Below are 26,020 nucleotides of genomic sequence, written 5' to 3' on the forward strand. Positions count from 1 at the left end.
AGGGAACCTCTGATTCAGCCCAATCAGCATCTGACCCACCCCACCTCGTCCCGCGAAGGCGGGAATGACGAAAGAGGAGCTTGGCAAGCCAGAGCAAAAGCGTGATTCTTGCAAAAGGGACTGAATCAGAGGCGCTCTAAAGCCCGAGACAGGCCACCGTATCGAGCGCGATCATCCGTTCTTCGTCGGTGGGCACGACCATGATCGCTATGCGGCTGTCGCCCGCGCTGATCGTGCGCGCGTTCGCCGCATTGGCCGCCGGATCGAGCGTCAGGCCAAGGAAGCCCAGCCGTTCGCAGATCAGGCTGCGGATCAGCGAATCGTTTTCCCCGATCCCGGCGGTAAACACCAGGGCATCGATCCCGCCCATGCTGGTGCAAAGCGCCGCAATTTCGCGCGCAGCCCGCGCGACAAACAAGGTGACCGCCTGGCGCGCCGCTTCGCCATCACTGGCATGGAGCGCGCGCATGTCGCTCGACAGCCCCGATACGCCGAGCAGCCCCGATTGCTGATAAAGCAAGGTTTCGACCGCCTCGGCACTCATCCCCTCGTGCATGATCAGGTGCAGCACCAATCCGGCATCGAGCGTGCCGCAACGCGTGCCCATCACCAGCCCGTCGAGCGCGGTAAAGCCCATCGTCGTATCGACGCTTTTGCCGCCGCGCATCGCGCACAGGCTGGCGCCGTTGCCCAGATGGCCGACGACGACGCGCCCGGCGACCAGTTCGGGCGCCGTGCGCGCCAGTTCGCGCGCGATGAAGGCATAAGACAGCCCGTGAAACCCATAACGCACCAGCCCGCGATCATGGAACGCGCGCGGCAGGGCAAAGCGCGTGGTCTCGTCGGCGCGCCCGCGATGAAACGCGGTGTCGAAACACGCCACTTGCGGCACATCGGGCATGAGCTTCGTCATGGCGCGGATCGCGGCAAGGTTGTGCGGCTGATGCAGCGGGGCCAGTTCCGACAGCGCATCAAGCCGGTCCATCACGGCGTCCTCGATCCGCACCGGGCTTGCATAATCCGCGCCGCCATGGACGACGCGATGGCCAATGCCGACGATCCGATTGTCGCCAAGATGCCCTTGCGCCCAGGTGATCAGTTCGCCCAGCAAGTCTTCGTGAGTCATCGCCGCGCCGTCGTCCCAGCGCCGGTCGATAGCGAGCGAACCGTCATCGGCGCGCGCGGCGAGATGCGGCGCGGTGCCGATGCCCTCGATCTTGCCCCCGGCGGCGTGATGCGGATGACCTGCGTCATCGAGCCGATAGAGCCCGAACTTGATGCTCGACGATCCGGCGTTGAGGCTGACCAGCGCGCGGGTCATTGCCCGGCCCCGAAAGGCTGATCGGGCGAAGCGGATTCAGGCGAAATCTGGCCGGGCAGCAATGGCCCCGGCGCCTGCCCCGGCACGCCCCAGGCGCGCACCAGCATGATCGCCACCGCTACCGAAGCCGCACGGGTGCGCTGGCTGTCGGCCCGGCTGGTCAGGATGATCGGAACCCGCGCACCGAGCACGACCCCGGCGGCATCGGCATCACCCAGAAACGTAAGCTGTTTGGCCAGCATGTTGCCCGCTTCGAGATTGGGCACGACCAGAATGTCGGCATGCCCCGCAACGGGCGAGACAATGCCCTTTTCGCGGGCCGCCGCCTCGCTGATCGCATTGTCAAAGGCCAGCGGGCCATCGAGAATGCCGCCGCTGATCTGCCCCCGGTCGGCCATCTTGCACAAGGCGGCGGCGTCCATCGTCGCGCGCATCGCCGGATTGACCGTTTCCACCGCCGCCAGAATTGCCACTTTCGGCTCGGGCAGGCCCAGCACGTGCGCCAGATCGATGGCATTGGCGACGATGTCCGCCTTTTCCTCGATCGTCGGCTCGATATTGATCGCGGCATCGGTAATCAGCAGCGGCTGTTCGCGCCCGTCAAGCTGCATGACAAAGACATGGCTGATCCGCCGCCCGGTGCGCAGACCGCTGTCATGCGCGACGACCGCAGCCATCAGTTCGTCGGTGTGCAGCGATCCCTTCATCAGCATCGCCGCCTGCCCTTCGCGCACCAGCGCCACGGCCCTGGCTGCCGAATCGTGGCTGTGTGCGGTGGCGACCAGGCGATAGGGGGTGATGTCGCATCCGGCCTCGACCGCTGCCGCGCGGATTTTCGCTTCGGGCCCGACCAGCAGCGGCACGATCATGCCCGCCTCCGCCGCTTCGACTGCTGCTTCGATCGCCGCCGCGCTGCAAGGATGGACGACCGCCGTGGGCACTGCCGCGCCGCCCCTGGCCGCCGCCAGCAGGCGTTCGTGGCAGGGATTGGCGGCAATATGCACATCGGGCAGCGCGATGCGCGGTCGGCGCACTTTTTCATCGGGCGCGATCACTTCGGCCACGCCCGTGATCACGTCGCGCCCCTGCTGATTGGTGCAGCGGCAATCGAGCGTCAGGCGGCGACGCGCCACATCGCGCGCGGTCACCGTCACGCTGGCGGTCACCGTGTCGCCGATCCCCACCGGCGCGGTGAATTTCAGGCTTTGCGAAAGGTAGATCGTGCCCGGCCCGGGCAGCTTTGTGCCGAGCACCGCCGAAATCAGCCCCGCCCCCCACATGCCATGCGCGATGACCCGGTGAAACATGTCATGCGAGGCAAATTCGGCATCGAGGTGCGCCGGATTGACGTCGCCCGACACCGTCGCAAACAGCGTGATGTCGGCGGCGGTCAACGTGCGCGACACACTGGCGCTGTCGCCTGTGGCGATCTCGTCGAATGTCCGGTTCTCGATCATGTCAGGCGTCTGGGACATTGGGGGGATCTCGCGACAGACAGGGAAATAGAGTGCCTGTCGCAATAGCAGCCTGCACGTCCTGCGAGTTTGCGTCAGGTCAATCCCATCCACAAGGGCCCACCTTATTGCACCAGACGCGCGCTTTGCACGGTGATGGTAAACAGCGCCTGCAAGGCCGCCGTGATGCTCTGGTCGGTCGATACCTGATAGAACAGGGCCTGTCCGGCCGAATTGGTCGAAGCGCATTGCTTCAACGCGGGCACCAGCGTGTCGGTGGGATTGATTTCGTTGTATTCATACGAATATCCCGAAGAGATCGCCGACGGCAGATATTGCGTATAGAGCACGGCGATCTGAATGTTCTGGGCCTTGATTTTCGCGCACAAGGCAATGTCTGCCGCCGTCAGCGGACCGCGAGCCAGGGTGGAAATGCCTTCGGCGTTGCTGGCGGCATTGTATTCGTCGACCATCCCGTCGGTGATCAGCAACAGAACTTCTTGCGGATTGGCCCCGACCGCGCCCGATCCCCCTGCCGGCATGGTGCTGTACAGCGTGTTGAACATGTGCGTAAAATCGGAAGCCCAGTCATAGGTCAAAGTGACTGACGAGGTCGGCTGCGCGTTCGCGACCCAGTAATCCACATTGGAGCTGCTCCCAAGATTCGGCACGCTGATCGTGTTGTAGTTCGAAGACGTCAACGTGGTCATCGTGCTCAACGGCGAAACAGGAATGACCGATGTGCTGCTTCCCAGCCCCTGATAGCCAAACCGGAACATCTGAAAGCCATAAGTCGTCTTGTACTGTTGCGACATGTTATAGGCGTATGGGATCAAATCCTGGACTGCAGAAGATGCGTCATTGATACGCAAATCGATGGTCGATGTCGTTCCGCCATAGACCAGGCCGTAATTCTGCGTGATCCAATATCCGTCCGCAACATAACCTGATGACGGAGCTGTAACGCTTTTTCCGGCCGTATCATAATAACCGCCGCTGCACGCCTTGTTCCCGGAAGCGATCGCGGTGCAAAGCATATAGGTCTGATTGCTTCCGGCAGCTGAGCTATAGGACGTACTGGGGACATAGATATAATACGTTTTACCGCCCACGGTCACCCTCGGCGTGTTGGTCGTGTTGGGCGGGGTTTGCACGTGGCAAGCAAAGGCGCAGTTGTTGGTCGCACCTTGCAGCAGGCTGATCCCGGCCGTGGTCGAGGGGATCAGCATCGAGGGCGACGTATCGACCGCAATGAAGAAATTGATGTTCGGCGGCTGCGACGCGTTAGCGGTCGAAGACCCCGTGATCGCCAGCGTGTTGATGCCGATGAGCGAGCTGAACACCGTGTTGACCGACGCATTGTAGGTAACCGTGGTCGTGCGCAACGTGCCCGAACAGTTTGCACTCGTGCTGACGGGCGTGATCGAGACCTGGGGATAGCCCGACGCAAACGCCACCGTGCCCTGCCAACTGGCTGCCTGCGAGTTGAACAGCGCTGTCGCCGCCGCCTGCGCGTTGGCACTTGTCTGGCACAGCATGGTGGGGTCGACCGTGGCCAGCGCGGCGGCATCCGCCGCTGCATTGAGCTGGGTCTGGATCATTTCCGCGCGCGCATAGTCGACCCCGAATCCGATCGCGATCATGATCGGAATCAAGCCAACGATCAGGATGACCACAACATTGCCCTGCGGATCCGCCCATAGGCGACGGACGAATCCATCGATCCGTGCAATAATACCTGGGCAGAATGGGTTTTGCATCATGACAAGACCTAGTTGAGCCTTGGGCTCATGTAAATGGTATCTGTAAATGTCGTGGCAGAAAAAGAACTGTAGGCCACAGCAGGTGTGTAGGTGTAATTGATCGTCGCAACCCACACATAGGCACCGGCAGTGCCGACTTGCGTGACGGTCGATGTTCCTGGCGCATAGTTGGTACAAACATCCGAACCATCGGGAGACGCCGGAATCAGCGGCGACCCCGCCGCGACAAATCCGCTGGGCAATGCCACCACGCTGTTCGCCGATTGCGTGGCAACCGAGGGCAACGTCCCCGCCGTCAAAGTCGATGTGGCGGCCGTCGCCGTGTTCGAAGCGATTTGCGCGGGCGTCTGGGTCTGCGCCTGTGTCCACACGACATAAGCGTTGTTCTGGTCGCAAATCCGCAGCAACGAAATCTGCTCTGTGGCATTGGCCACACCGTACGGCGTCATTACCACGGCAGCGGCATTGAGGAAGGCCGTGGCCGAAGTGGTCGACGGTGATGCGGCAACCAGCGTCGGCGAAAAGGCGCGACTGGTCATGTCGGCCAGCGCGCGCGTGGCCAGCGTGACTTTGCGATTGCAGGCAATCATGTCGGACATGACATAGCCGCCGAGATAGAGCACCAGCATGAACGGCAGGACGATGGCAAATTCCACCAGCGCATAGCCACCCTTGTCGCGCAGCAGTCTTTTCAGCATATCGTCGTCCCGGTCGGGCACGAGTAGTTTTCCGTCACGATCACCTGGGTCGCCACGAGTTCGCGGTAACTGTTGGGATCGTTGGCGATATTGCTGCTGATGTTAAAGCCGAGCAGGCTGGTAAGCGTGGGCCACAGATACACCAGTTGCACCACGATGATATTGCCCTGCCCGCCCACCGTGCTGGTAACGCCGGTGCCGTAAACCGTACCGTTGGCAGTGCCGCTGCCGTTGTTGGTCAAAGTGCCGGTGGTGTCGAACGTGAACGTCGGCGCCGTGTTGGCGGTCGTGCTGAAACTGCTGGCCGACGTGCTGCCGAAGCTTCCCGCCGTGGTAACGACTGCGGTCAACTGACTGCAACTGAGGAACGGCGGCAGAAGGCTGCCATTGCCGAACGCGACAGCCGAGCTGGAACCGGACGGCGTATAAGTCAATGTGCCGCAAATCGCCTGCTGAAACTGCGCGCCGGTCATGCCCGGGTTGGACACACTGGTGGACTGAAAGCTTTGCGCCTGCCCGGTCAGCAACAGGCGCGCACCGGCCTCAGCCGCCGTTTCCAGCCCCTCTTGCGCCATATAGGTCAACGCCGTTTGCAAGATGGCGACGAGAAGCGCGATGAACGCGGGCATGATCAGGGCAAATTCGATCGCCGCAGCGCCGCTGCGATCGCATCGAAGCGCGGCAATGCATTGACGGGTCCACCGTCCTTGCCCCCAATTTTGCCGCGCCAATTGCATCTGCCTGTTCACCCGGATTCCCCAGGCTGTATTTTTATCATCGAGTCCTTAAAACGATGTAAAATCGGGATCGGCGGCGGGCGACGTCAGCCGCCGGGCGTTTCCAGGCCATGACCACAGGGCCCGGTCTCGTGCCGCCAGAGCATAAACACCGACGCCAGTGCCGCGAGGCTGATCGCGCCAAAGAACAGCAGGATCGCGTCATAGCCTTGCGGATGCGCAGGCCCCGCCCCCGCGCGGTCGGCCAGGGCTCCTGCGATCAGGTTTGACGCAGCGATCCCCAGCGATTGCATCAAGGTGATCAGGCCAAGCGCCGTGCCCAGCCGTTCGCGCGGCACGATCATCGTCGTCGCCGGCCAGATCACCGCCGGCACCAGACCCCAGCTGATCCCCATCAGCACGGTCGAAATCCACGGATTGATATTGGTCAGCCCCAGCACGGCCAGCGTGACCGGCAAGAGCAGCGTGCCGAACACCAGCATCATCGCCCGGTTGCCAAAACGGTCGGCCAGCACGCCGAACAACGGCGTGGCAAAGATCGCGGCGGCAAACACCCCCGAATTGACCTGGCCTGCCGCCTGTAACGACAAGTGCTTGGCATGCTGAAAGTATTCGACCGCATAAGTCTGGCGAAAGGGAAAGAACACCGCCGCATAAAGCACATGGAGACCCAGAATGTACCAGAACGCCGCGTCAAACCGCAGCCGCGCCAACCCGCGCGGCGTCGCCGGTGCAGCCCGTGCCGTCACCGGCAGAGCCGGGCGGCTCGGTTCGAGCGCGTAAAATACCAGCGCCGCCGCCAGGCCCAGCCCGGTAACCCCCGCCCCCAGCCACAAAGGCGGCTGCCATCCGGCATCATAAAGCGGCCGCGCCCAGGTCGACGACGTGTTGCACAAAAACGATCCGACCCGCGCCAGCGACAGGAACAGTCCCGTGGCCAGCGCAATCCCGCTGCGCGGAAACCACAAGGCAAGGCCTGCGACCAGCGCCATGAAAATCGCCCCTTCGGCAATCCCGAAAATCAGCCGCCCCAGCCACATCACCCAATAGGGCGTACCGATCGCGGTAAGACAGGCGCCGACCACCCCGATCGCGGCGGTCCACAGCGCGATCCGCGCCGCACCATGGCGATCGATCAGAACCCCGCCGACCAGCGCCAGCGCGACATTGGGCCAATAGATCGCGGCATTCAGGCTGCCGATATGGCCTTGCGTAAATCCGCGCTGGCGGATGAGCAGATCGGCAATTTCGCCGATCACGTCGGTTTCGTAATACGTCGCCAGAATGGCCACGGCGGCGACCATCAGGGCCAGCCAGCGCAGCGGAATCGCCGGCAGGTCGGCATCCGCGCCCCACCCCCGGTCCTGCCCGATCGTTCCATCGGGCCCCAAATCCGAAACCGCCGCCACGCCCCGCCCCCCTTTCATCCCAGGCAAACCCTGCGCCCCATCAAGGGCGCGCTTGCGTGTCGGAATGATGACAGTCGGGAAAAGCGTTACACAAACATGAAATTGGCAGAGGAAAGCTGGCTCATGCTGACATGGTCGAGCACCAGATGATCATGCGCGTCATAGGTGATCACTACATTGCCGCCCGATTGCTGCATCGCACCTTCGAGCGCGGCGTAATTGGCAAACAGGCTTTTGTCGAAGTGGATCACGTCGCCCGAGGCCGGGCTGGGCAGGAAACCGTCGATCGTTTCGTTTCCAAACCCCTTGTGAAAGACAAAAGTATCGTCATTGCCGCCGGCCTTGATCACATCGCCCTTTGCGCCGACGATCACCATGCCTGACGCGACAGCCTCGATCGTTTTCGAAGCGCCTGCCTTGGCCGCAGACGCCGTCGTCGCCAGGTGCGTGGCCTCGACGATCAACGGATCGGCGCCGACCGCCAGCGTGATCGACGCAACATTGTGATAGACCGCGATCGGCGTCGTGCCCGAAATCGGATCATAGACCGCGATCGTTGCCTGCACATTGGCAAAGCGAATGGTGTCGGTATGGGTAACCGGCGCGATTTCACTGTGCGTGGTGTTGTTCCAGATGGTCTGTTCGTCCCAGATCACCACGTCGAAAACGTTGGTCGCCTTTTGCAGCGCCAGCGAATTGGTCGTCTTGTCCGCGCCGCCGATCGTGTAGGACACGGACCCCGGCGTAAAGGACGATGGCCCGCCGCCCAGGATTGTCGTCAGATCGTGCAGCGCGACGGCGGCCGGTTTGGCCGCGTTGCTGTAATCGAACAGGCCATAGTGATTGCCGGTGTTCGTGTTCGTCGCGTCGGGATAGGCATCGAGCAATTCATAAAGGATCACCGTCGCCGCCCCCGCCGACTTGGCATCGAAAATCATGTCGAGATCATAGATCGCCTGAACATGGGCATCGACGCCGCCCGATACGCCGGGCAAAGTCGAATAGCCGGACTCGGTCGCCACGAAAGGCTTGCCCGACGGGATCGAGGCGAGGTTGCTTTTCAGATAGGCCAGCGGCGCAGCGCCATTGTTCGCATAAGGATGGATCGCGGCATAATCGTAGCCCGTGGTCGACGAGGCCCCCGCATTCATCGTGTAGCTGTAGACCGTGGTGCCGTGCAGCACCGAACTGGCCCCGACATCGGCATAGAGCGCATTTTGAAACGCGATCGCCGCCGGGGCCCCGGTCAGGCCATTGTAGCTCGCCCCGAAATTGTTGATTTCGTTGGGCCCCTCGATCGCGACGAGCGCGCCGGGATGGGCGGCTGCGAAATTGGCCATCTGGGTCACGCTGTTGGCCGGGGTGTTGTTGGTATAAAGCAGCATGTCAAAGCGGATGCCGCTGCTGGCGGCGAGATTATAGGCCGCCTGCCCCTGCATTCCTGTCCAATAGGCTGCCGTGCGGATGAGGCTGACCCCTATATATTTCAGGTCAGCCAGGACGTTCTGGATATTGGCATATTTGCCGTCGGTATAATCGATCTCGGCATCGATACCGATCGAGGCGACGAAGCTGGCTGCGCTGGCGACGGTTGCTTTGGTCATGACCGCCAACATAGGTCATAACCGTTTTTAACAATTGTATATGACTGGTAAACGCGATTTCAGGTCAATTACAATTCATTGCAAACAAATAAATCAATTGTATTCATCCTGATTTTGTTACGTTACATCGATAAACGACTTGCCCTCTTTTGCCAAGCCCCACTCAGCGGGATCGATTACAGGATCTGGCGATGCAGACCCGGCCTCCTTTTCGGTCAGCATAAAGCCCGCATCAGGCGCGATCGGCCCGCCAACCGGCTCCGCATCGGGCGCCGGGACATCGCCCGGAACCGACAGCGAGGCCGCAACCGGCTCAGGGTGCGCCGCGATATGATCGGCCAGGCGGATCGCCATGGCCAGGATCATCAGCGTCGGATTGGCATGGCCGATGGTTGGAAAGACCGACGCGCCGGCAATGTAGAGCCCGGCGATGCCATGGACCTGGCAATCGGGATCGACCACGCTCAGCGCCGGATCACGGCCCATCCGCGTGGTTCCCGCGGTATGCGCCATATCGCGCAGCACCAGCCGGTTGCTCGCCCGTTGCGCGACGGCGTCGATCGGAACGAATCCGGCGATCCCGGCGCGGCGCAGATCCGCGATCAGGAGGTGGGCGCCTTTCAGCATCGCCTCTGCGCTCGCCGCGCCCGGCTCCCACCGGATGCTGGCGCGGGGCAGGCCGAGCGGATCGCACTCACGCGCAAGCGTAACCCGGTTGGCCGGGTCGGCGCCCTGCTCGGCAATCAGTTCGAGATGCAGGCGATCGAGCTTGCGACTGCCGCCTTGCGCGAGATAGTCGCGCGCGACAAAATCGGCGTTGATCCACACCGCCGCATCGACCACGACACGCTTGAACGCATCGGGCACGCGCGGGCTTTCGAGCAGCTTGCGCCCCAGCGCCGAAGCGATCGTCGCGCCATTGCCCAGCACGACGCGCAAGTCGGCCCAAACCTGCCCGCTGCGCCCGCGCAAAAGACGCCCGAACGCGGCGACCGGATCGTCGCGCGACAGCTCGACTGCGGCAAAGGCCGCCATGTTCGGCAGGCGCTCGCGCTCCTGGCAATCCGGGCGCAGCGCCAGACCATGCGAATACATATAGATGCGATGCCCCCGCCGCAGCGGGAAAAAGCCCATCAACCGCGCAGCCGCCGCGCAGCCCGCCCCCTCGATCGTGCCGATCCGGACTGTCGGATGGTCCATCAGGTATCGGCCGATCGCGGGCAAGCCTTGCGCCCCGGCCACCCCCGGCCGATCCAGTTCCGACAGCAGGAGCAGGCGCGCATTCTCGATCGCCCCGGCGGCCAGCACCACGTGCCTGGCAGACAAGACCGCGCGCCGTCCGCTGCCGAGCGATGACAGGCATTCCACGCCATCCAGCCGCCCCTGTGCAACCCGCACCCGCGCCGCCGTGGCGTTCGTCACCACGGTCACCCCGGCAAGGTCGTCATGGCGCAAATCATCACCCATGCGCGTCACGTCGGTCACTTTGCGGCGCGACCGCGCAAATTGCCAGAAATGCGAATCAAATGCCGCCATCCGCGCCACGCCTTCGGGGCGCACGGCGTCGCGGTCCGCCTCGCAGGCCGCTTCGTTCAACAAGGGCCCGAGTTCGAGATGCTGCGCGGCGCGATCGACGAAGGGCGCCAGATCCCCGTGCGCAATCGGCCAGCCGGTTTCCGCCAGCCAGGCCCGGGGCGCGAAATCCGCAGGCGCAAACGGCGCAACTTTGCCCGCCCACGCCACAGTCGATCCGCCCAGCACCCGGTTGCGCACGCCAAACTGCTGCCCTTCGGCAGACCAGAAGCGCATCTGCGGCGCATGCCAGTCCTGCCTTGCGCGGCGCACCGCCGGATCGCCGAGCGTCCCCGTCGCCTCGACCGCGTTGAGCGCCTCGTGCGCAGCGGTTTCCTCAAAGCCGCCGCTCTCGACCAGACAAACGCGCAAACCGCGCGCGGACAATTCGCGGGTCATGACGATTCCGGCCGCCCCGCCGCCGATGATCAGGACATCATGATCGGTCAGCACGTCGGGCGGACAATCGGCCCTGTCGAAATCGAAATAGCGTGTGATGGCAGCACCTGTCGCCTTGCCGACCGCCTGCGCCCTGCACAGACGGCTCGCGTGATCCCAACCGACCCACCAGGATGTTGAAAAACAATATTTTTCAGACAACCGTCCCGTTGTTCCGTAACGGGAAAGGGCGCTCAACAGCCGCCCAAGTCAAGCAACCCGCCGCCGCAAATGGGTCGCAATTCGCGCTAGTTACAACGACATGCCAATCCAACCCACGGTTTCTGCACGCTTCATGAATCACCAATATTGCAGAAATGGACCAATTGTCGCCGCACATCACGCGGCATCGACGCCCGTCGTGACACGCCGTTTACAGCGACACGAGACAGGCTTTGGACATGATTACGCGCGACCCGCTCACGGCGGCCCACCAGATAAACCGGCCACACCACCGAACAAAGTGCGCGATCACGAACGCCGGGAAATACCGAACACTGTGCGAACGCGCTCGGGATTCGAACCGCACAGCGAAGCGGCTTGCCGCGCAGCGCAACAAAGGACTCAGAGGGTTCCGAAAGGCTGGGTCGGACTTCCCGTCAACGACCCAACACTGAAGGCAACTGGAGCGGGCGAAGGGATTCGAACCGCACAGCGAAGCGGCTTGCCGCGTAGCGCAGCAAAGGACTCAGAGGGTTCCGAAAGGCTGGGTCGGACTTCTCGTCAACGACCCAACACTGAAGGCAACTGGAGCGGGCGAAGGGATTCGAACCCTCGACCCCAACCTTGGCAAGGTTGTGCTCTACCCCTGAGCTACGCCCGCTCGTGCGTTGCGCCGAACCGTTGCTTTTCCCTAGGAAATGCGCCGTTCGGCTGGGGTGAGGCGGGCCAATAACGGTGATCCGGCAGGTGCGCAACCCCCCAAATGCACTTTCTTTGCACAATCATGCGCCGAGCCCGCGTTCGCGCCATTTGCCCTTGCCGAATGGGCCGGCGATCCCACATGGTGGATCGAACCCTATTTCCGATCACCCCGTTGCGGAGACATGCGCGTGGCAAGCCTTGGCCTCAATCTCGAAGAACAGAAAGCGGTCGACCGATTCCGCCAGGCGGTGGTCGAACCCTCGATGACCAAGCTGGTGATTCTCGATTTCTGGGCGGAATGGTGCGGCCCGTGCAAGGCCTTGACTCCCTTGCTCGAAAAGGTCGCCGCCGAATATGCCGACAAGGGCGTGGTGCTGGCCAAGATCAATGTCGACGAAGATGCCTTCATCGCCGCGCAGTTTCAGGTGCGCTCGATCCCGACGGTCTATGCCATGTTTCGCGGCCAGCCGGTCGCCGATCTGACCAACGCGCGCACCGAATCGCAGCTGAAACAGGTTCTCGACCAGATTCTGGCGCAAGTGCCGGTCGAGGCGGGCGATGCCCCGGCGCAGGACATCACCCCGCTGCTGACGATGGGTGAAGACTTGCTGGTGCGGAACAATCTGACACAGGGCGATGCCGAACAGGCGATCGACGTGTTTGCCCAGATCATCGAACTCGCGCCGGACAACGCGCATGCCCATGCCGGGCTGATTCGCGCGATGCTTGCCGCCGGGCACAAGGACGAGGCCGCCGCCCTGCTCGGCGCGCTCGATCCCAAGCTGGCCGAAGACCCCGTGTTTGCCCAGCCCCGCGCCGCGCTCGCGCTGGCCGAGGATGCGCCCGAGGCGGACGAGCTGATCGCGCTGCGCGCAGCGGTCGCCGCCGATCCCGACAATTTCGAGGCGCAGCTTGCGCTTGCCAACGGCCTCTATGCCGGCGGCGACCGTGACGGCGCAGCGGGCGTGTTGCTGGCCATGGTGGCCAGGGACCGCGCCTGGAACGAAGGCGCGGCGCGCACGCGCCTGTTGCAGATCTTCGAAGCGATCGGGCTGGAAGACCCCTGGGTCGCCGCCACACGGCGCAAGCTGTCGACGGTTCTGTTCGGATAATCGGGATGGGCGGCGCGATGACCACGGAACGGCTGTCGATCTTTCCCCTGCCCGGGGCGCTGCTGTTCCCCGGCCTGCAATTGCCGTTGCATATCTTCGAGCCGCGCTATCGTGCGATGGTCTCCGACGCGCTTGCGCGCGATCAGCGCATTGCAATGATCCAGCCGCAGACCATCGAGGAAGGCGCGCCGCTCTATCGCATCGGCTGCGTCGGCAAGATCGTCGATGTCGAAACGAACGACGACGGGCGCTATAATCTGGTGCTGCAAGGCATCGCCCGGTTTCGCGTGCTGCGCGAACTCGATGTGACGACGCCGTTTCGTCAGGTCGAGGCAGAGCTGATCCCCGACGATGGCGAGGCCGCGCTGAGCGCGATCGAGCGCGCCGGTTTCGAGCAGGAGGCACGCAAGTTTGCCGCAAGGCAGGGCTATGCGGTCGACTGGGAATCGGTCAGCAAGCTTGACGATGCCGCGCTGATCAACGGCGTCTCGCAAATCGCCCCGTTCGACATCGCCGCCAAACAGGCCCTGCTCGAAGCCAACTCGCTCGCCGCGCGCTGCGAATTGCTGATCCAGCTCATGCAATTCTTCGGCCGCCGCGACCGCGACGATGGCCGCGTGACGCTGCAATAAAGATCAGCCCCCGTTTGCCGGGGTTTCGCGCGCGATTACTTCGTGCATCGCGCCGTCCTGATAGATCCAGGCATGAAGCGCGCGCGCGCCATCGGGCCGCACCGTGCTGCGCCAGAAGAGCGAGCCATCGTCGGAGCGACCGTCGCGGCTGTCGGCTTCCGGCGGCGGTACAGCCGCGGGCAACGGGCGCAGCGGCGGCGGGCCGGCCTTGCGATCAGGCGGACCGTCTTCGCGCGGAATACGCGCCGGGCAATCAGCCAGTTTGCCGGTGATCCAGTCGGGCGCCGGGGGCATGACCGTCAGCGGCCCCGCATCGGCGAGCAACCACTTGTAATCGAGCTTTTTCTGCCGTTTCCACACCATGGCGAACCAGCCGCCGTTCCACAGCCCCGCGCTGATCCCGGCAGTCCCGTCGCACGACGCCCAGACCGTGCCCGTCTGGCGACCGGCAAACCACGGCGCCGCATCGTGCGCTTTCAGCCAGAGCTTGGCCGGGCTGCGCGCCGGGGCGACGAATTCGGCATTGTCGTCGGCTGTCGCGGCCAGCGCGGCATTGGGCCCCTTGGCGCGCGCAAGGTGCGCCAGCGCGCTTTCCGCTTCGACCAGCGCGCTGGGATTGCCCCGTGGGGTCAGCCCACCGCGCGAGGATTGCGCGATCGACAGGGTCGGCGCCAGCCCGAGGGCCAGCGCCAGTACCGAAGGAAGAATGCGGCGGATCAGATCGTTCCCTCGGGCAGCGTGATCCCGGCATTGCGGAACGCGGCGACCAGCGCATTGCGCAAGAGCACGGCAATCGTCATCGGCCCGACTCCGCCCGGAACCGGGGTAATCGCGCCCGCGACTTCGCTCGCCCCGGCAAAATCGACATCGCCGACCAGCCGCGTCTTGCCCGGCTCTGCCGCCGCGACGCGGTTGATGCCGACATCGATCACGGTCGCGCCGGGCTTGATCCAGTCGCCCTTGACCATTTCGGGCCGTCCGACGGCGGCGACGACGATGTCGGCGCGGCGGACCACTTCGGGCAGATTGCGCGTGCGGCTATGCGCCACGGTTACCGTGCAGCTTTCCGCCAGCAGCAATTGCGCCATCGGCTTGCCGACGATGTTCGACCGCCCGATCACCACCGCATCGAGCCCCGACAGGCTGCCCAGCCGGTCCTTGAGCAGCATCAGGCAGCCCAGCGGCGTGCAGGGGACAAAGCCCGGCTGCCCCACTGCGAGCCGCCCGGCGTTGGTCACGTGAAAGCCGTCGACATCCTTGTCGGGATTGATCGTGGCGATGACTTTCTGTTCGTCGCAATGCGCGGGCAGCGGCAATTGCACGAGGATGCCGTCGACCGCCGGATCGGCATTGAGCGCCTCGACCAGCGCGATCAGCTCCGCCTCGGGCGTGTCGGCAGGCAGGCGGTGTTCAAAGCTCGCCATGCCGGCGGCCAGCGTCGCCTTGCCCTTGGACCGGACATAGACCTGGCTGGCCGGATCTTCGCCGACCAAAACCACGGCGAGCCCCGCCTTGCGCCCGCTTTGCGCGGTAAATTCGGCGGCAAGCGTGGCGATACGGCCGCGCAGGCCTTCGGCAAACAGCTTCCCGTCAATCACATCAGCAGTCATGCGTTCAATACCCCGACATGGCCAGGCCGCGCAGCAGCAGCGACAGCAGTTGCAGCCCGACAATCAGCACCAGCGGCGAAAAATCGACCGCCCCGGTCTGCGGCATCGCGCGCCGGATCGGCCCGAGAACCGGTTCGAGCAGCGCATTGAGCGCGCGATAGATCGTCAGGACGACTTCGTTGCGCGGGCTGACGACGTTGAACGCCATCAACAAACCCAGCACGAACTGGACGATGACGATCGTGCTGACCACGCTGATCAGGTAATCGAGCATCTGAACAAGGGTGTAGAGCAGCACGGGGGGCAATCCTTCGAATCAGGTGCGGCGAATAAGGTGCGGCGAATCAGGCGCGGATCAGCGTTCCGGCGCCGCGTGCGGTAAAGACTTCCAGCAACATGGCATGCGGCACGCGGCCATCAAGCACAACCGCCGCCTCGCACCCGGCCTCGACCGCGTGGACGCAGGTTTCGAGCTTGGGAATCATTCCGCCGCTGATCGTGCCGTCTTCTGCCAATCGGGCGATATCCGCAGGGGTCAGATCGGTCAGCAGCGACTTGTTCTTGTCGAGCACGCCCGGCACATCGGTCAGCAGGAACAGCCGCGCCGCGCCCAGCTCTGCCGCGATCGCGCCGGCCATCGTGTCGGCATTGATGTTATAGGTATGCCCGTCGTCGCCCACGCCGATCGGCGCGATCACCGGGATCATACCGGCAGCGCAGGCGGTGTGAATGATCGTCGGGTCGATCGCCGATGGTTCGCCGACAAAGCCCAGATCGACCGACAATTCATCGCCGCTGTCGGGATCGATGATCACCTTTTCGACTTTGGTCGCCGTGATCAGGCCCGCGTCCTTGCCCGAAATGCCCAGCGCCTTGCCACCGGCGGCGGCGATCCAGCTGACCAGTTCCTTGTTGATCCGGCCAGACAGGACCATTTCGGCAATTTCCGCAGTCACGGCATCGGTCACGCGCAGCCCGTCGACAAAGCGCGATTCGATACCGAGCTTTTTCAGCATCGCGCCGATCTGCGGGCCGCCGCCGTGAACCACCACCGGGTTGATCCCGATCGCTTTCATCAGCACGACGTCCTGCGCAAAATCCTGCTGCGCGGCGGGGTCGCCCATCGCGTGTCCGCCGTATTTCACGACAAAGGTCTTACCCGCATAGCGCTGCAGGTAAGGCAAAGCCTCGATCAGGGTTTCCGCCTTGTCGAGCATTGCCTGGCGATAGACGTCGCTGGTGTCGATATTCGTAGCCATGATGGACGCGGGCATTACGCGACTGCGGATGAAATGGAAATGAATTCGCGCCGCAGATTCACCGAATCAGGCGCGATCGAGCGCGCGACCGAGCCGCACGCCAAGCCACACCAGCACCGGCACCAGGATCGTCGACAAAACGACCTTGGCAATGATCTGGCTGCCCATCATCACGCCCAGCGGCAGCGGATGCCCGTCAGCGCCCACCACGCCCCAGAACGACAGGCTGATAAAGATCACCGTATCGACAATCTGGCTCAACAGGCTGGCAAACCAGGCGCGCACCATCAGCAGGCGCCCCGCCAGCCGCGCAAAGACCAGCACATTGAGCGTTTGCGACAGGCCATACGAACACAGCCCCGCAAACTGCATCCGCGCGCCCTGCCCCAGAATCAGCGCAAATTCCTTCTGATAGGCCCAGACCGGCGCGGGCGGCACGAGATCGATCACCGAGCGGATCAGGATCATCGACAGGATCAGCGGGACAAAGCCATAGCGCACCATGCGCTGCGCCACGGCCACCCCGTGCAGCTCGCTGACCACGCTCGACAGCACGATCAGCAGCAGAAAGGCGAATATACCGCTTTCGACCGTCATCCGCCCGATCACCGGCCAGACCCCGACATCGGCCAGCTTTGCCCCCAGCACCCCCGCCAGCACGGCCATCCCGCCATAGACGAGCGCATAGAGAAACAGCGAGCGCGGCACGGCGATAGCGGGCGATGGAGCGGGCGAATGAACGGTTTGCATGACAAGCCGATAGCGGATTTTGACCGCGTGCCAAATTGCCTTTACCCGTTTGGTTCCTTGATCCCCGTTCAGCTGCCGGAGCACACCCGCATCCATGCACATCGCCTCCAGTCTTGCCGGAATGGCGCTGATCCTCATGCTCGCGGTGGCGCTGTCGCATGATCGGCGCGCCATTCGCCTGCGCGTCGTGCTGCCCGCGTTTGCGCTTCAGGCCGGGTTCGCCGCGCTGGTCCTGCGCTTTCCGCCGGGCAAAGTCGCGCTCGAAGGCGCGGCGCATGGCGTCGAAAGCCTGCTTGGCTATGCCCGCGCCGGGGTCACGTTCCTGTTCGGGCCGCTCGCCGCGCCGGAGATCGGCGGGCACAGCTTCGTCATTTCCGCGCTGCCGACGATCGTGTTTTTCGCCTCGCTGATCTCGATTCTCTATTACCTCGGCGTGATGCAGCAAGTGATCCGCTGGATCGGCGGCGCGCTCGAAGCGATCACCGGGATCAGCCGGGTCGAAGCGCTTTGCGCGGCGGCCAATATCTTCGTCGGGCAAAGCGAATCGCCCTTGGTGATTCGCCCTTATCTCGCCGCGCTTGCCCCGGCGCAGGTGTTTACCGTGATGACCGTGGGCATGGCGGGCGTCGCGGGGACCATCCTCGCGGCCTATGCGGCGATGGGCATTCGCATCGACTATCTGGTCGCCGCCGCCTTCATGTCGGCGCCGGGCGGCGTGCTGATGGCCAAGCTGATCTATCCCGACGAGCCGCCCGCCCCGCCCGAGATCGAAGGCGACGCGCCGCTGCCCGACCCGCATGAGCCGATCATCGCCGAAACCGATCATGGCGAGGAACGCCCGGCCAATCTGATCATGGCCGCAGCACAAGGCGCGCAGACCGGCGTCCGGCTGGCGGTTGCGGTCGGCGCGATGGTGCTGGCGTTTGTCGCGCTCGTTGCGCTGGCCAACGGGCTGCTCGGCTGGCTGGGCGGGCTGATCGGCCATCCGGGCCTCGCCTTTCAACAGATCATCGGCGCGGTGTTCGCCCCGGTTTTCCGCCTGATCGGCGCGCCCGACTGGCACGAGGCGGAAATCGCGGGCGGCATGTTCGGCACCAAGATCGTGCTCAACGAATTCGTCGCCTTCATCGATCTCGGCGCGATCAAAGGCCTGAGCGCGCAGACCGTGGCGATCGTGACCTTTGCGCTATGCGGCTTTGCCAATTTCAGCTCGATCGCGATCCAGATGGCCGTCGCCGGCGGCCTCGCCCCCAACCAGCGCCCAACCATCGCCCGCCTCGGCCTGCGCGCGCTGATCGCCGGCGCGCTGAGCAACCTGATGAGCGCGGCGCTGGCGGGGTTGTTTCTGACGGTTTAGGCGGCCTTCCCCTCAAAGGGGGTGAGCAGGTCTTTCGCGAACGCACCGAAGGACAAATGGCAACTTTCGCCCAATTGCGGACATACTCTTCGTCATTCCAGCGAAGGCTGGAATCCAGTTGCGACGCCTCGAATAGACACAACGTATTCCATAATCAGTACCGTAGCCCCCGTCACTGGATTCCAGCTTTCGCTGGAATGACGAAGCGACGTGTTGGCGACGACAGCTAACCTCCAATTCCGGTCGTTCCGCCGATGCATTCGCAAGACCTGGGAACCGCCTGACAGAGCCCCTCACCGTGCGGCAACCTGATCCCCATATCTCAACTGCGCATATTTTATGTATGGTAATCAAATAGGTCCGCTCGTCCTGAGCCTGTCGAAGGACGCGCGCAACGGTTCGTCAGGTGATCAGGTCAGTGCACAGCGCAAGCCTCGGTGCGAGTCCTTCGACAGGCTCAGGACGAGCGGATATTTCCGAAAAAACAATATTATATCTCAATGCGCGGGCGGGCTTGCGCCAAGCCCTGCCTATTCACTCAGGTCGATCTTCGGCGGCAACCTGAATGCCGCGCGCGGGGGCGATACAGGTTAAATGACCCGATGTGTGGACGACACAGCCCTTCAGGGGGCGCGCTTATTGCGCCAGGGCATCCGGCAGCATATCCACCGCCTTGGCCAGTTCCTCGTCGAGGTGGCCCAGCAGGTTGGTCCAGTCGTGCAGCCCGGTCGGCGGCTCGGGCCCGTCGGAAATCCCGCGCAGGCCCATCAGCGGCACGTCGAACAGCGCGCAGACCCGCGCCAGCGCGAATGTTTCCATATCGACCATGTCGGCATCGATCGCCGCATAGCGATCGCCCGACAGGACATCGCCGCCGGTCGACAGCCGGGCCGCAGCGATCGGCAGCGGGGTTGCCAGCGGAATGTCGACCGGATGGTCGAGAAACGGCGTCACGCCTTTGGCAAACCCGAACGGCGAGGCATCGATGTCGCGCCATGACACGCTCTTGACCTGAAACACCTCGCCCAGCGGGCAGACTTGCGATCCCGCCGAGCCGAGGCAGACGACCAGATCGGGGCGTTGTCCTGCGCGCGCCAAAGCCCCCATGGCCAAGGCACCCTTCATCGCCGCCTCGATCGGGCCGACGCCGGTAAACAGCGGATTGAAACGGGCGCGCAAATGCGGGCCATATTCGGCGTCGGCGGCCATGACGAACAGGACATTCCTGCCCGCCATCGGCACCAGATCAGGGCGATGGTCGTGCGGCATGGCGCGCCCCTATCACGAATGCGGCGCGTTGATCAGGGGGCAAAGTGCAAGATCGGCAATCGGCGCGGCATGCGCCGTGGCGCCAAGATGCATGACCGGAATCTGGGCCGGATCGGCGGCCCCGACGGGCCAGCGCGGCCAGACCGGTAGCCCGGCGCCATTGGGATCGCCGCCTTTCGCGAAATTGACCCAATAGCGCATGACCGTGTCCGACAGCGCGCGATCGACCGGCTCGCTCGGCAGCCAGGCCGCCCCGGTGCCGAAGACATAGGGGATTTCCGCGCCATGATAAGCGCCAAAGCCATGGTGTCCCGGCCGCACCCGCTCAAAGCGATAGACGAAGGTCGGCTGTCCGGCGGCGCTGGTTTCCCCGGCCAGCGTCACCGCCGGGCAATGAAACACCGGCGCGCTGGCCAACAGGTCGGCGCGGGTCGCCGGGTCGTTTGACAGGCGCTGCAACAGATGCGCGGCATCCCCCGCATGGGCCATGCCGAGCAGCGTCGAGGCTTCGCCCGCACCGCGCGTTGCCGGATCGGCGGGCAGATCCATGCGGAATTCGTCGGCATTGCTGCCGATCAGCAGCGGTACGCGAAACGCCTGCTTTGGCGGGACCAGCGGCGCGGCAAACTGCCCCTTGCGCCGTTCGGCTTCTGCCCGCACGAGTTCCTGGGCCGAATGTTGCGCCAGCGCGGCGGCGCTGACATCGCGGCCATAGAGATCGAGCGCGGCGCGGGTCGCGGCGGCAGGCGTGGCCAGCGCGCCATCGGGCAAATAGCCGCTTTCGACGATCGCGCGGGCAAACAGGCCGCGCGCCACGGGCATATGCATCAGCGCAACGATGTCTGTGCCCCCGGCAGATTCGCCAAACAGCGTCACACGCGCAGGATCGCCGCCAAACGCGGCAATATTGGCCTGAACCCAGCGCAGCGCGGTGATCTGGTCGGACAGCCCCTGTCGCCCGGCGCTGACATCGGCAATCGCGGGATGCGCAAAAAAGCCCAGCGCGCCAAGGCGATAGTTGAGCGTGACGACGATCACGCCCTTGCCCGCCAGCCGCGCGCCGCGATAATCGGGCTCGTGCCCATAGCCGCTGATGTTCGATCCGCCATGGACCCAGACCATCACCGGCAGGCCCTTTGCCGCCTTCGCGCGCGGCGCGGCGGGGGACCAAATATTGAGAAACAGGCAGTTTTCCGCGCCGGGCGGCGGCGGCGGCACGACATCGGAATCGCTGCCCATGGCCACGGCCAGCTTGCGATACCACAGAGTGGTCCCCTCGCCCTGCGGACAGGCCGCGCCGAAGCGGGTCGCATCGATCGGCCCACGAAGGCGCGCCAGCGTCGAAACATGCCAGCGCCGATCGCCGACCGGCGGCGTGGCGTAAGGAATGCCAAGAAACGCGCTGACCCCGCCGGCCAGCGCCAGCCCCTTCACGCGCGCCGCGCCCACCGCGATCTCGGGCTGCCGTTCGGCAGATGCGATACGCGGCGCCACCGTTTCGGCCGCAACCGGCCCCGCCAGCGCAAGCGCCAGCAGTGCAGCGCGCCATGGCGCGTATGCGGTTAGCCCGATCATCGCGGTCTTGTCCCAATTGCCCGGCGCGAGAATGCCCGAAAAGGAAGCCTTTGCCTAGCTGTTGGCCTCGCGCTTGAGCTCATAAAGAAGGTCGAGCGCGGCACGCGGAGACAGCGCGTCGATGTCGAGCGTGTTCAGCTTGTCCCGCAAGGCATCGACTTTTTCTTCCGCCGCCTCGATCGCGGCGGCAAACAGCGGCAGATCGTCGAGCCCGGCGGCAAGGCCCCCGGTCGCCGAGCGCCCTTTTTCGAGCCGATCGAGCACCGATCGCGCGCGGCGGATCACCGGCTGCGGCACGCCCGCCAATTTGGCGACCGCCAGACCATAGCTCTTGTCCGCAGGGCCCGGCGCGAGTTCGTGCAGCAAGACGAGATCGCCTTTCCATTCGCGCGCGCGGACATGATGCAGCGACAGCGCCGCGCAGCTTTCGGCCAGCCGCGCCAATTCGTGGTAATGCGTCGCAAACAGGCAGCGGCAGGCATTGACCTCGTGCACCGCCTCGACCACCGCCCAGGCCAGCGCCAGCCCGTCATACGTCGATGTCCCGCGCCCGACTTCGTCGAGAATGACAAAGCTGCGCGGGCCCGCCTGCGCCAGAATCGCGGCGGTCTCGACCATTTCGACCATGAATGTCGAACGCCCGCGCGCCAGATTGTCGCTCGCGCCGACGCGGCTGAACAGCCGATCGACCACACCGATCGTCGCCGCCTCGGCAGGGACGAAGCCCCCGGCCTGGGCCAGCAGCACGATCAGCGCGTTTTGCCGCAGAAATGTCGATTTACCGCCCATGTTGGGCCCGCCGACGAGCCACAGCCGATCTTCGGGAACCAGTCGGCAGTCGTTGGCGACAAAGCGTTCACCGCGCACGCCCAGCGCCGCCTCGACCACCGGATGGCGCCCGCCGACGATGTCGAGCACCGGCTCTTCGACCACGCGCGGCAGGGACCAGCCGCCTTCCGCCGCGCGCTCGGCAAGCCCTGCGGCGACATCGAAGCGGGCGAGCGCGGCGGCGGTGCGGGCAATCGCCTCGCGCGCGGCGACGGCGCGGGCCGAAAGATCCTCGAAATGGGCTTCCTCGGCAGCGAGCGCATGCCCCCCCGCTTCGGCAATCCGGCTGGCCTCTTCGTGCAGCGCCAAAGCGTTGAAGCGCACCGCGCCGGCCATCGTCTGGCGATGGGTAAAGCCCGAATCCGGCGCCATCAGCCGGTCGGCATGACGCGCTGGCACTTCGATGAAATAGCCGAGCACGCCGTTGTGGCGGATTTTCAGCGCGGCGACGCCGGTGTCATCGCGGTATTTCGCCTCCAGCGCGGCGATGGCGCGGCGCGAATGGCTGGCCATGCTGCGCAATTCGTCAAGCGCGGCGTCATAGCCTTCGGCAATGAACCCGCCGCTGGTGCGCTCGGTCGGCGGCGCGGGAACCAGCGCGCGGGCGAACAAGTCGACCAGCGCGCCATGCCCGCGCAAATGCGGCAGGAGCCCGGCGGCAAGCTGCGGCAAATCGGCCATCTGGCCGATCAGGTCGGCCAGCCGCGCCGCTTCGGCAAGACCGTCGCGCAACTGGCCGAGATCGCGCGGGCTGCCCCGCCCGGCCACCACGCGACCGATTGCCCGGCCAATGTCGGGCGCGGCGCGCAGCAACGCCCGGACATCGCCGCGCAACAAGGGATCATCGTAAAGCCAGCTTACCAGTTCGAGCCGTTGGCGGATCGCGCCGATGTCGGTCAGGGGCGCCGACAGGTCTTCGGCCAGCATCCGCGCGCCCGCCCCGGTGACACAGCGGTCGACCGCTTCGATCAGACTGCCGCGCCGCCCGCCGCCCGTGGCTTGCGTCACTTCGAGGCTGGTCCGCGTCGCTTCGTCCATCGCCATGGTCTGGTCCGACGTGCGCGCCTGCGGGGGCAAAAGGAACGGCAGGCGCCCGCGCCCGACATGGTCGAGATAGTCGATCAACCCGCCTGCGGCTGCCAGCATCGCGCGCGAAAATCCACCAAAGCCATCAAGCGTGGTGACCCCGTGGATGTCGCGCAACACCGCTTCGCCACGGCCCGCGTCAAACCCGCGCACCGGGCGCGCCGCAGCCTCGGGCGGCACGGCCAGACCTTGCGCGGCGGCGGATTCGGAGACGATCACTTCGCTCGCGCCGATCCTGGCCAGCGCCGCGCCCAGCACGTCGGGCGCGCATTCTTCAAGCTCCATGCGCCCGGTCGAAATGTCGCAGGCGGCCAGACCGACCGCGCCCGAGACGAAGCACACCGCCGCCAGCACATTGGCCCGGCGCGGTTCGAGCAGCGCTTCCTCGGTCAACGTGCCCGCCGTAACGAAACGGACGATGTCGCGCGCGACCAGCGCCTTCGCCCCGCCGCGCTTTTTGGCCTGTTCGGGGGTTTCGACCTGCTCGGCGATGGCCACGCGGCATCCGGCGCGAATCAGCCGCGCGAGGTAGCCTTCGGCGGCATGGACCGGCACGCCGCACATTGGCACCGGCGCGCCGCCATGTTCGCCCCGGCTGGTCAGCGCAATGTCGAGCACCTGGCTGGCGCGGCGGGCATCATCGAAAAACAGCTCGAAGAAATCGCCCATGCGATAGAACAACAGGCAACCGTCGGCTTGTGCCTTGAGCGCAAGATATTGCGCCATCATCGGAGTTGGGGCATGAGAGGTCACGTCGCCGGGGCTAGACCAGAAACCGGCATATCTCAAACCGCTGCCTCGAGGATATCGACAATTCCGCGACCCTGGATGACATTACCGAGGCATCCGGGACAGCGTCTGGCAGCGCAAACGGCAAAAAACCGGGCAATCAGGATTTCGGGCCCCACAGGGCAGCGCGAATCCATCCGTCCATGCAGGTTGGGTTGAAAGTGCGGCGATTCCGCTTCTGGCCATTTACCATCACAAAGAACGGGCTACCCTGGCTGAGCGGCCCGGGCATGGCGCTGATCGTGCTGCTCGTGTGCCTGCCGTTCGTGCTGGTCGAAGTGCCGCCGCTGATCGACATTCCCGGACACATGGGCGCCGCCGCGATCGAGGCCGCCGGGCCGAACAGCCCGCTGGAAAAATATTTCGCGTGGAAATGGGTGTTTACGCTCAATATCGGCGACGGCGTGCTGATGAAGCTGATCGGCGCGCAATTCGGCGTGCTGGCCGCCGGGTGGTGGTCGACGGTGCTGGCCACGGGGCTTTATGCCGGCGGGTGCCTTGCCACGATCCGCATGCTCAATGCGCGCGGCGGGCATGGGGCGGGCTGGGCGCTCATATATGTGTTCAGTTTTCCGCTGCTCACCGGGTTTCTCAACTTCATTCTCGCGACCGGGCTCTCGCTGAGCGCGTTTGCCGCCTCGATCTGGCTGGAAAAACAGCCGACCCGGCGCGCGGCGATGCTGATCGTGATTCAGCCGGTGGCCATGCTGTGCCATGCGATCGGCGGGCTGCTGCTCGCGCTGTTGATCGGGGCCAATGCGGTCGGGCGCGAAATGGACGCGCTGCCCGCAGGCTGGTGGCGGCCTTCGCGGTTTCGCGAAGTGATCGCGACGCACGACTGGCGCGCGGCGATGCGGCGGCTGATCGTGCTGCTCTGGCCGCTCGCGGCCACGGTGATCACCATCCTGCTGTGGAAATTCCTGTCGCCCGCCCCTGCGCGCAGCTTCAACCGCTGGCGCTGGGACGAAAAGGAATGGTATCTGATCCTGACGCTGCGCGACCAGTCGATGATCCTCGATGCGGCGACGACGATCGCCTGCTATGCGCTGATCACGTTGGGCTGGCTGATCGGCGGGCGCTGGAAATGGTCGCAATTCCTGCCCGGATTTCTCGTCCTGGCCGAATTCGTCGCGATCCCGAGCGACATCAACGGCAGCAATTTCGTCGATGTGCGGCTCTTGCCGGTGGCCTGCATGCTGTTGCTCGGGCTGATGGACTGGAGCCGGGCGCGGCCGCGCATTGCGCAGATCGTCGCTTATAGCGGCCTCGTTCTGCTCGCGCTGCGGCTGGTCGTCACGGCGGCAAGCTTTGCCGATTATGCCGAGGATTTTCGCAAGCAACTGGTCGCCTTGCAGCATATCGAACCGGGCAGCCGCGTGCTCGCCTTTGTCGAACATTCGTGCCTTGAGGAATCCTGGCGCAACACCCGGCGCGACCATCTCGCCAGCCTGGCCAGCCTCTATCGACAGGCTTGGGTCAACGACAACTGGGCCGTGCCGGGGCTGCACATGGTCGTCCCGCGTTTTCGCCCGGGCCGCAATTTCACCGCCGATCCGTCGGAATTCGTGTGGTCCGAACGCTGTGCCGGGGGGCGGCTGCGCAGCGTCGACAGCGCGCTCAAATATGCGCCGATCGAACGGGTCGACTATGTCTGGCTGATCGATACCGGCCTGCCCAAACGTCCCGACCCGCGCCTGCAGCTCGTCTGGCAGGACGGGCGCAGCCTGTTGTTCGCCGTGCGCCCGCTGGCGATCCCCAATTGGCAGCCGCGCGGATTGTAACGGCCTGCGACAGTTCCGGAAAACGGAACCGTCCGAGCGAAAAACCGAATTCCTCCCGCCTTGACGCAGCGGAAAAGAGGATACAGTGCCACGGCACACCGAAGGCGCCATG

General features: G+C 64.6%; 20 protein-coding genes and 1 tRNA gene. 4 read left to right on the forward strand and 17 right to left on the reverse strand.

What is annotated here, in order from left to right:
• Positions 1-136: 136 nt before the first annotated feature.
• From AQZ50_RS05685 to AQZ50_RS05725, 9 genes are all read right to left on the reverse strand, one after another.
• Positions 137-1,321, reverse strand: a complete 1,185-nt coding sequence (locus AQZ50_RS05685) for an acetate/propionate family kinase (RefSeq protein WP_067743969.1) — start codon at positions 1,319-1,321, stop codon at positions 137-139.
• Positions 1,318-2,796, reverse strand: a complete 1,479-nt coding sequence (locus tag AQZ50_RS05690) for a bifunctional enoyl-CoA hydratase/phosphate acetyltransferase (RefSeq protein ID WP_067743972.1) — start codon at positions 2,794-2,796, stop codon at positions 1,318-1,320. The genes AQZ50_RS05685 and AQZ50_RS05690 overlap by 4 nt, the downstream gene beginning before the upstream one ends.
• Before the next feature lie 104 nt (positions 2,797-2,900).
• Positions 2,901-4,538, reverse strand: a complete 1,638-nt coding sequence (locus AQZ50_RS05695) for a pilus assembly protein TadG-related protein (RefSeq protein ID WP_067743975.1) — start codon at positions 4,536-4,538, stop codon at positions 2,901-2,903.
• An 8-nt stretch (positions 4,539-4,546) separates the two neighbouring features.
• Positions 4,547-5,236: a TadE/TadG family type IV pilus assembly protein gene (locus AQZ50_RS05700; RefSeq protein ID WP_156427259.1), complete on the reverse strand. Its 690-nt coding sequence runs from the start codon at positions 5,234-5,236 to the stop codon at positions 4,547-4,549.
• Positions 5,230-5,973 (reverse strand): TadE/TadG family type IV pilus assembly protein, encoded by a 744-nt coding sequence (locus tag AQZ50_RS05705; RefSeq protein WP_067743980.1) that lies wholly within the window; start codon positions 5,971-5,973, stop codon positions 5,230-5,232. Before AQZ50_RS05705 ends, AQZ50_RS05700 begins: the two co-directional genes overlap by 7 nt.
• An 86-nt stretch (positions 5,974-6,059) precedes the next feature.
• Positions 6,060-7,382 (reverse strand): MFS transporter, encoded by a 1,323-nt coding sequence (locus AQZ50_RS05710; protein WP_231730130.1) that lies wholly within the window; start codon positions 7,380-7,382, stop codon positions 6,060-6,062.
• A gap of 86 nt (positions 7,383-7,468) precedes the next feature.
• On the reverse strand, positions 7,469-8,986 hold the full coding sequence (locus AQZ50_RS05715; protein WP_067744650.1) for a calcium-binding protein: 1,518 nt from the start codon (positions 8,984-8,986) through the stop codon (positions 7,469-7,471).
• Between the two features lie 117 nt (positions 8,987-9,103).
• Positions 9,104-11,158: a GMC oxidoreductase gene (locus AQZ50_RS05720; RefSeq protein WP_067743983.1), complete on the reverse strand. Its 2,055-nt coding sequence runs from the start codon at positions 11,156-11,158 to the stop codon at positions 9,104-9,106.
• A gap of 586 nt (positions 11,159-11,744) precedes the next feature.
• Positions 11,745-11,819, reverse strand: a tRNA-Gly gene (locus AQZ50_RS05725).
• Between the two features lie 223 nt (positions 11,820-12,042).
• Here AQZ50_RS05725 and AQZ50_RS05730 point away from each other — a divergent pair.
• Positions 12,043-12,972: a tetratricopeptide repeat protein gene (locus tag AQZ50_RS05730; RefSeq protein WP_067743986.1), complete on the forward strand. Its 930-nt coding sequence runs from the start codon at positions 12,043-12,045 to the stop codon at positions 12,970-12,972.
• A 17-nt stretch (positions 12,973-12,989) separates the two neighbouring features.
• Complete coding sequence (locus tag AQZ50_RS05735) at positions 12,990-13,604, forward strand: LON peptidase substrate-binding domain-containing protein (RefSeq protein ID WP_067744652.1); 615 nt, start codon at positions 12,990-12,992, stop codon at positions 13,602-13,604.
• 3 nt (positions 13,605-13,607) lie between these two features.
• Here AQZ50_RS05735 and AQZ50_RS05740 read toward each other — a convergent pair whose 3' ends face one another.
• The 5 genes from AQZ50_RS05740 to AQZ50_RS05760 form a co-directional block, all read right to left on the reverse strand.
• Entirely contained in the window at positions 13,608-13,967 is a 360-nt protein-coding gene (locus AQZ50_RS05740) for a hypothetical protein (RefSeq protein ID WP_067743989.1), read from the reverse strand.
• Positions 13,968-14,320: 353 nt separating this feature from the next.
• On the reverse strand, positions 14,321-15,214 hold the full coding sequence (gene folD, locus AQZ50_RS05745; protein WP_067743992.1) for a bifunctional methylenetetrahydrofolate dehydrogenase/methenyltetrahydrofolate cyclohydrolase FolD: 894 nt from the start codon (positions 15,212-15,214) through the stop codon (positions 14,321-14,323).
• Between the two features lie 4 nt (positions 15,215-15,218).
• Positions 15,219-15,512, reverse strand: a complete 294-nt coding sequence (locus AQZ50_RS05750; protein ID WP_067743995.1) for a YggT family protein — start codon at positions 15,510-15,512, stop codon at positions 15,219-15,221.
• Between the two features lie 46 nt (positions 15,513-15,558).
• Positions 15,559-16,473 (reverse strand): acetylglutamate kinase, encoded by a 915-nt coding sequence (gene argB, locus AQZ50_RS05755; RefSeq protein WP_197412392.1) that lies wholly within the window; start codon positions 16,471-16,473, stop codon positions 15,559-15,561.
• Between the two features lie 66 nt (positions 16,474-16,539).
• Positions 16,540-17,223, reverse strand: a complete 684-nt coding sequence (locus tag AQZ50_RS05760) for a queuosine precursor transporter (RefSeq protein ID WP_067744655.1) — start codon at positions 17,221-17,223, stop codon at positions 16,540-16,542.
• Positions 17,224-17,317: 94 nt separating this feature from the next.
• Here AQZ50_RS05760 and AQZ50_RS05765 point away from each other — a divergent pair, with 94 nt between their 5' ends.
• Positions 17,318-18,580: a NupC/NupG family nucleoside CNT transporter gene (locus tag AQZ50_RS05765; RefSeq protein WP_067744001.1), complete on the forward strand. Its 1,263-nt coding sequence runs from the start codon at positions 17,318-17,320 to the stop codon at positions 18,578-18,580.
• A gap of 636 nt (positions 18,581-19,216) precedes the next feature.
• Here the strand turns inward: AQZ50_RS05765 and AQZ50_RS05770 are convergent.
• From AQZ50_RS05770 to mutS, 3 genes are read right to left on the reverse strand one after another with little or no spacing between them, the layout of a single operon-like run.
• On the reverse strand, positions 19,217-19,849 hold the full coding sequence (locus AQZ50_RS05770; protein ID WP_067744004.1) for a 5'-methylthioadenosine/S-adenosylhomocysteine nucleosidase: 633 nt from the start codon (positions 19,847-19,849) through the stop codon (positions 19,217-19,219).
• A 12-nt stretch (positions 19,850-19,861) separates the two neighbouring features.
• Positions 19,862-21,424: a carboxylesterase/lipase family protein gene (locus AQZ50_RS05775; RefSeq protein ID WP_067744007.1), complete on the reverse strand. Its 1,563-nt coding sequence runs from the start codon at positions 21,422-21,424 to the stop codon at positions 19,862-19,864.
• Between the two features lie 54 nt (positions 21,425-21,478).
• A complete protein-coding gene (gene mutS, locus AQZ50_RS05780; RefSeq protein ID WP_067744010.1) occupies positions 21,479-24,067 on the reverse strand; it encodes a DNA mismatch repair protein MutS in 2,589 nt (862 codons plus the stop codon).
• Positions 24,068-24,270: 203 nt separating this feature from the next.
• On the opposite strand from mutS, the gene AQZ50_RS05785 reads away from it, so the two are divergent.
• Positions 24,271-25,908: a hypothetical protein gene (locus AQZ50_RS05785; protein ID WP_067744013.1), complete on the forward strand. Its 1,638-nt coding sequence runs from the start codon at positions 24,271-24,273 to the stop codon at positions 25,906-25,908.
• Positions 25,909-26,020: the final 112 nt, after the last annotated feature.

This window comes from Novosphingobium sp. Fuku2-ISO-50, assembly GCF_001519055.1.
Classification (GTDB): domain Bacteria; phylum Pseudomonadota; class Alphaproteobacteria; order Sphingomonadales; family Sphingomonadaceae; genus Novosphingobium.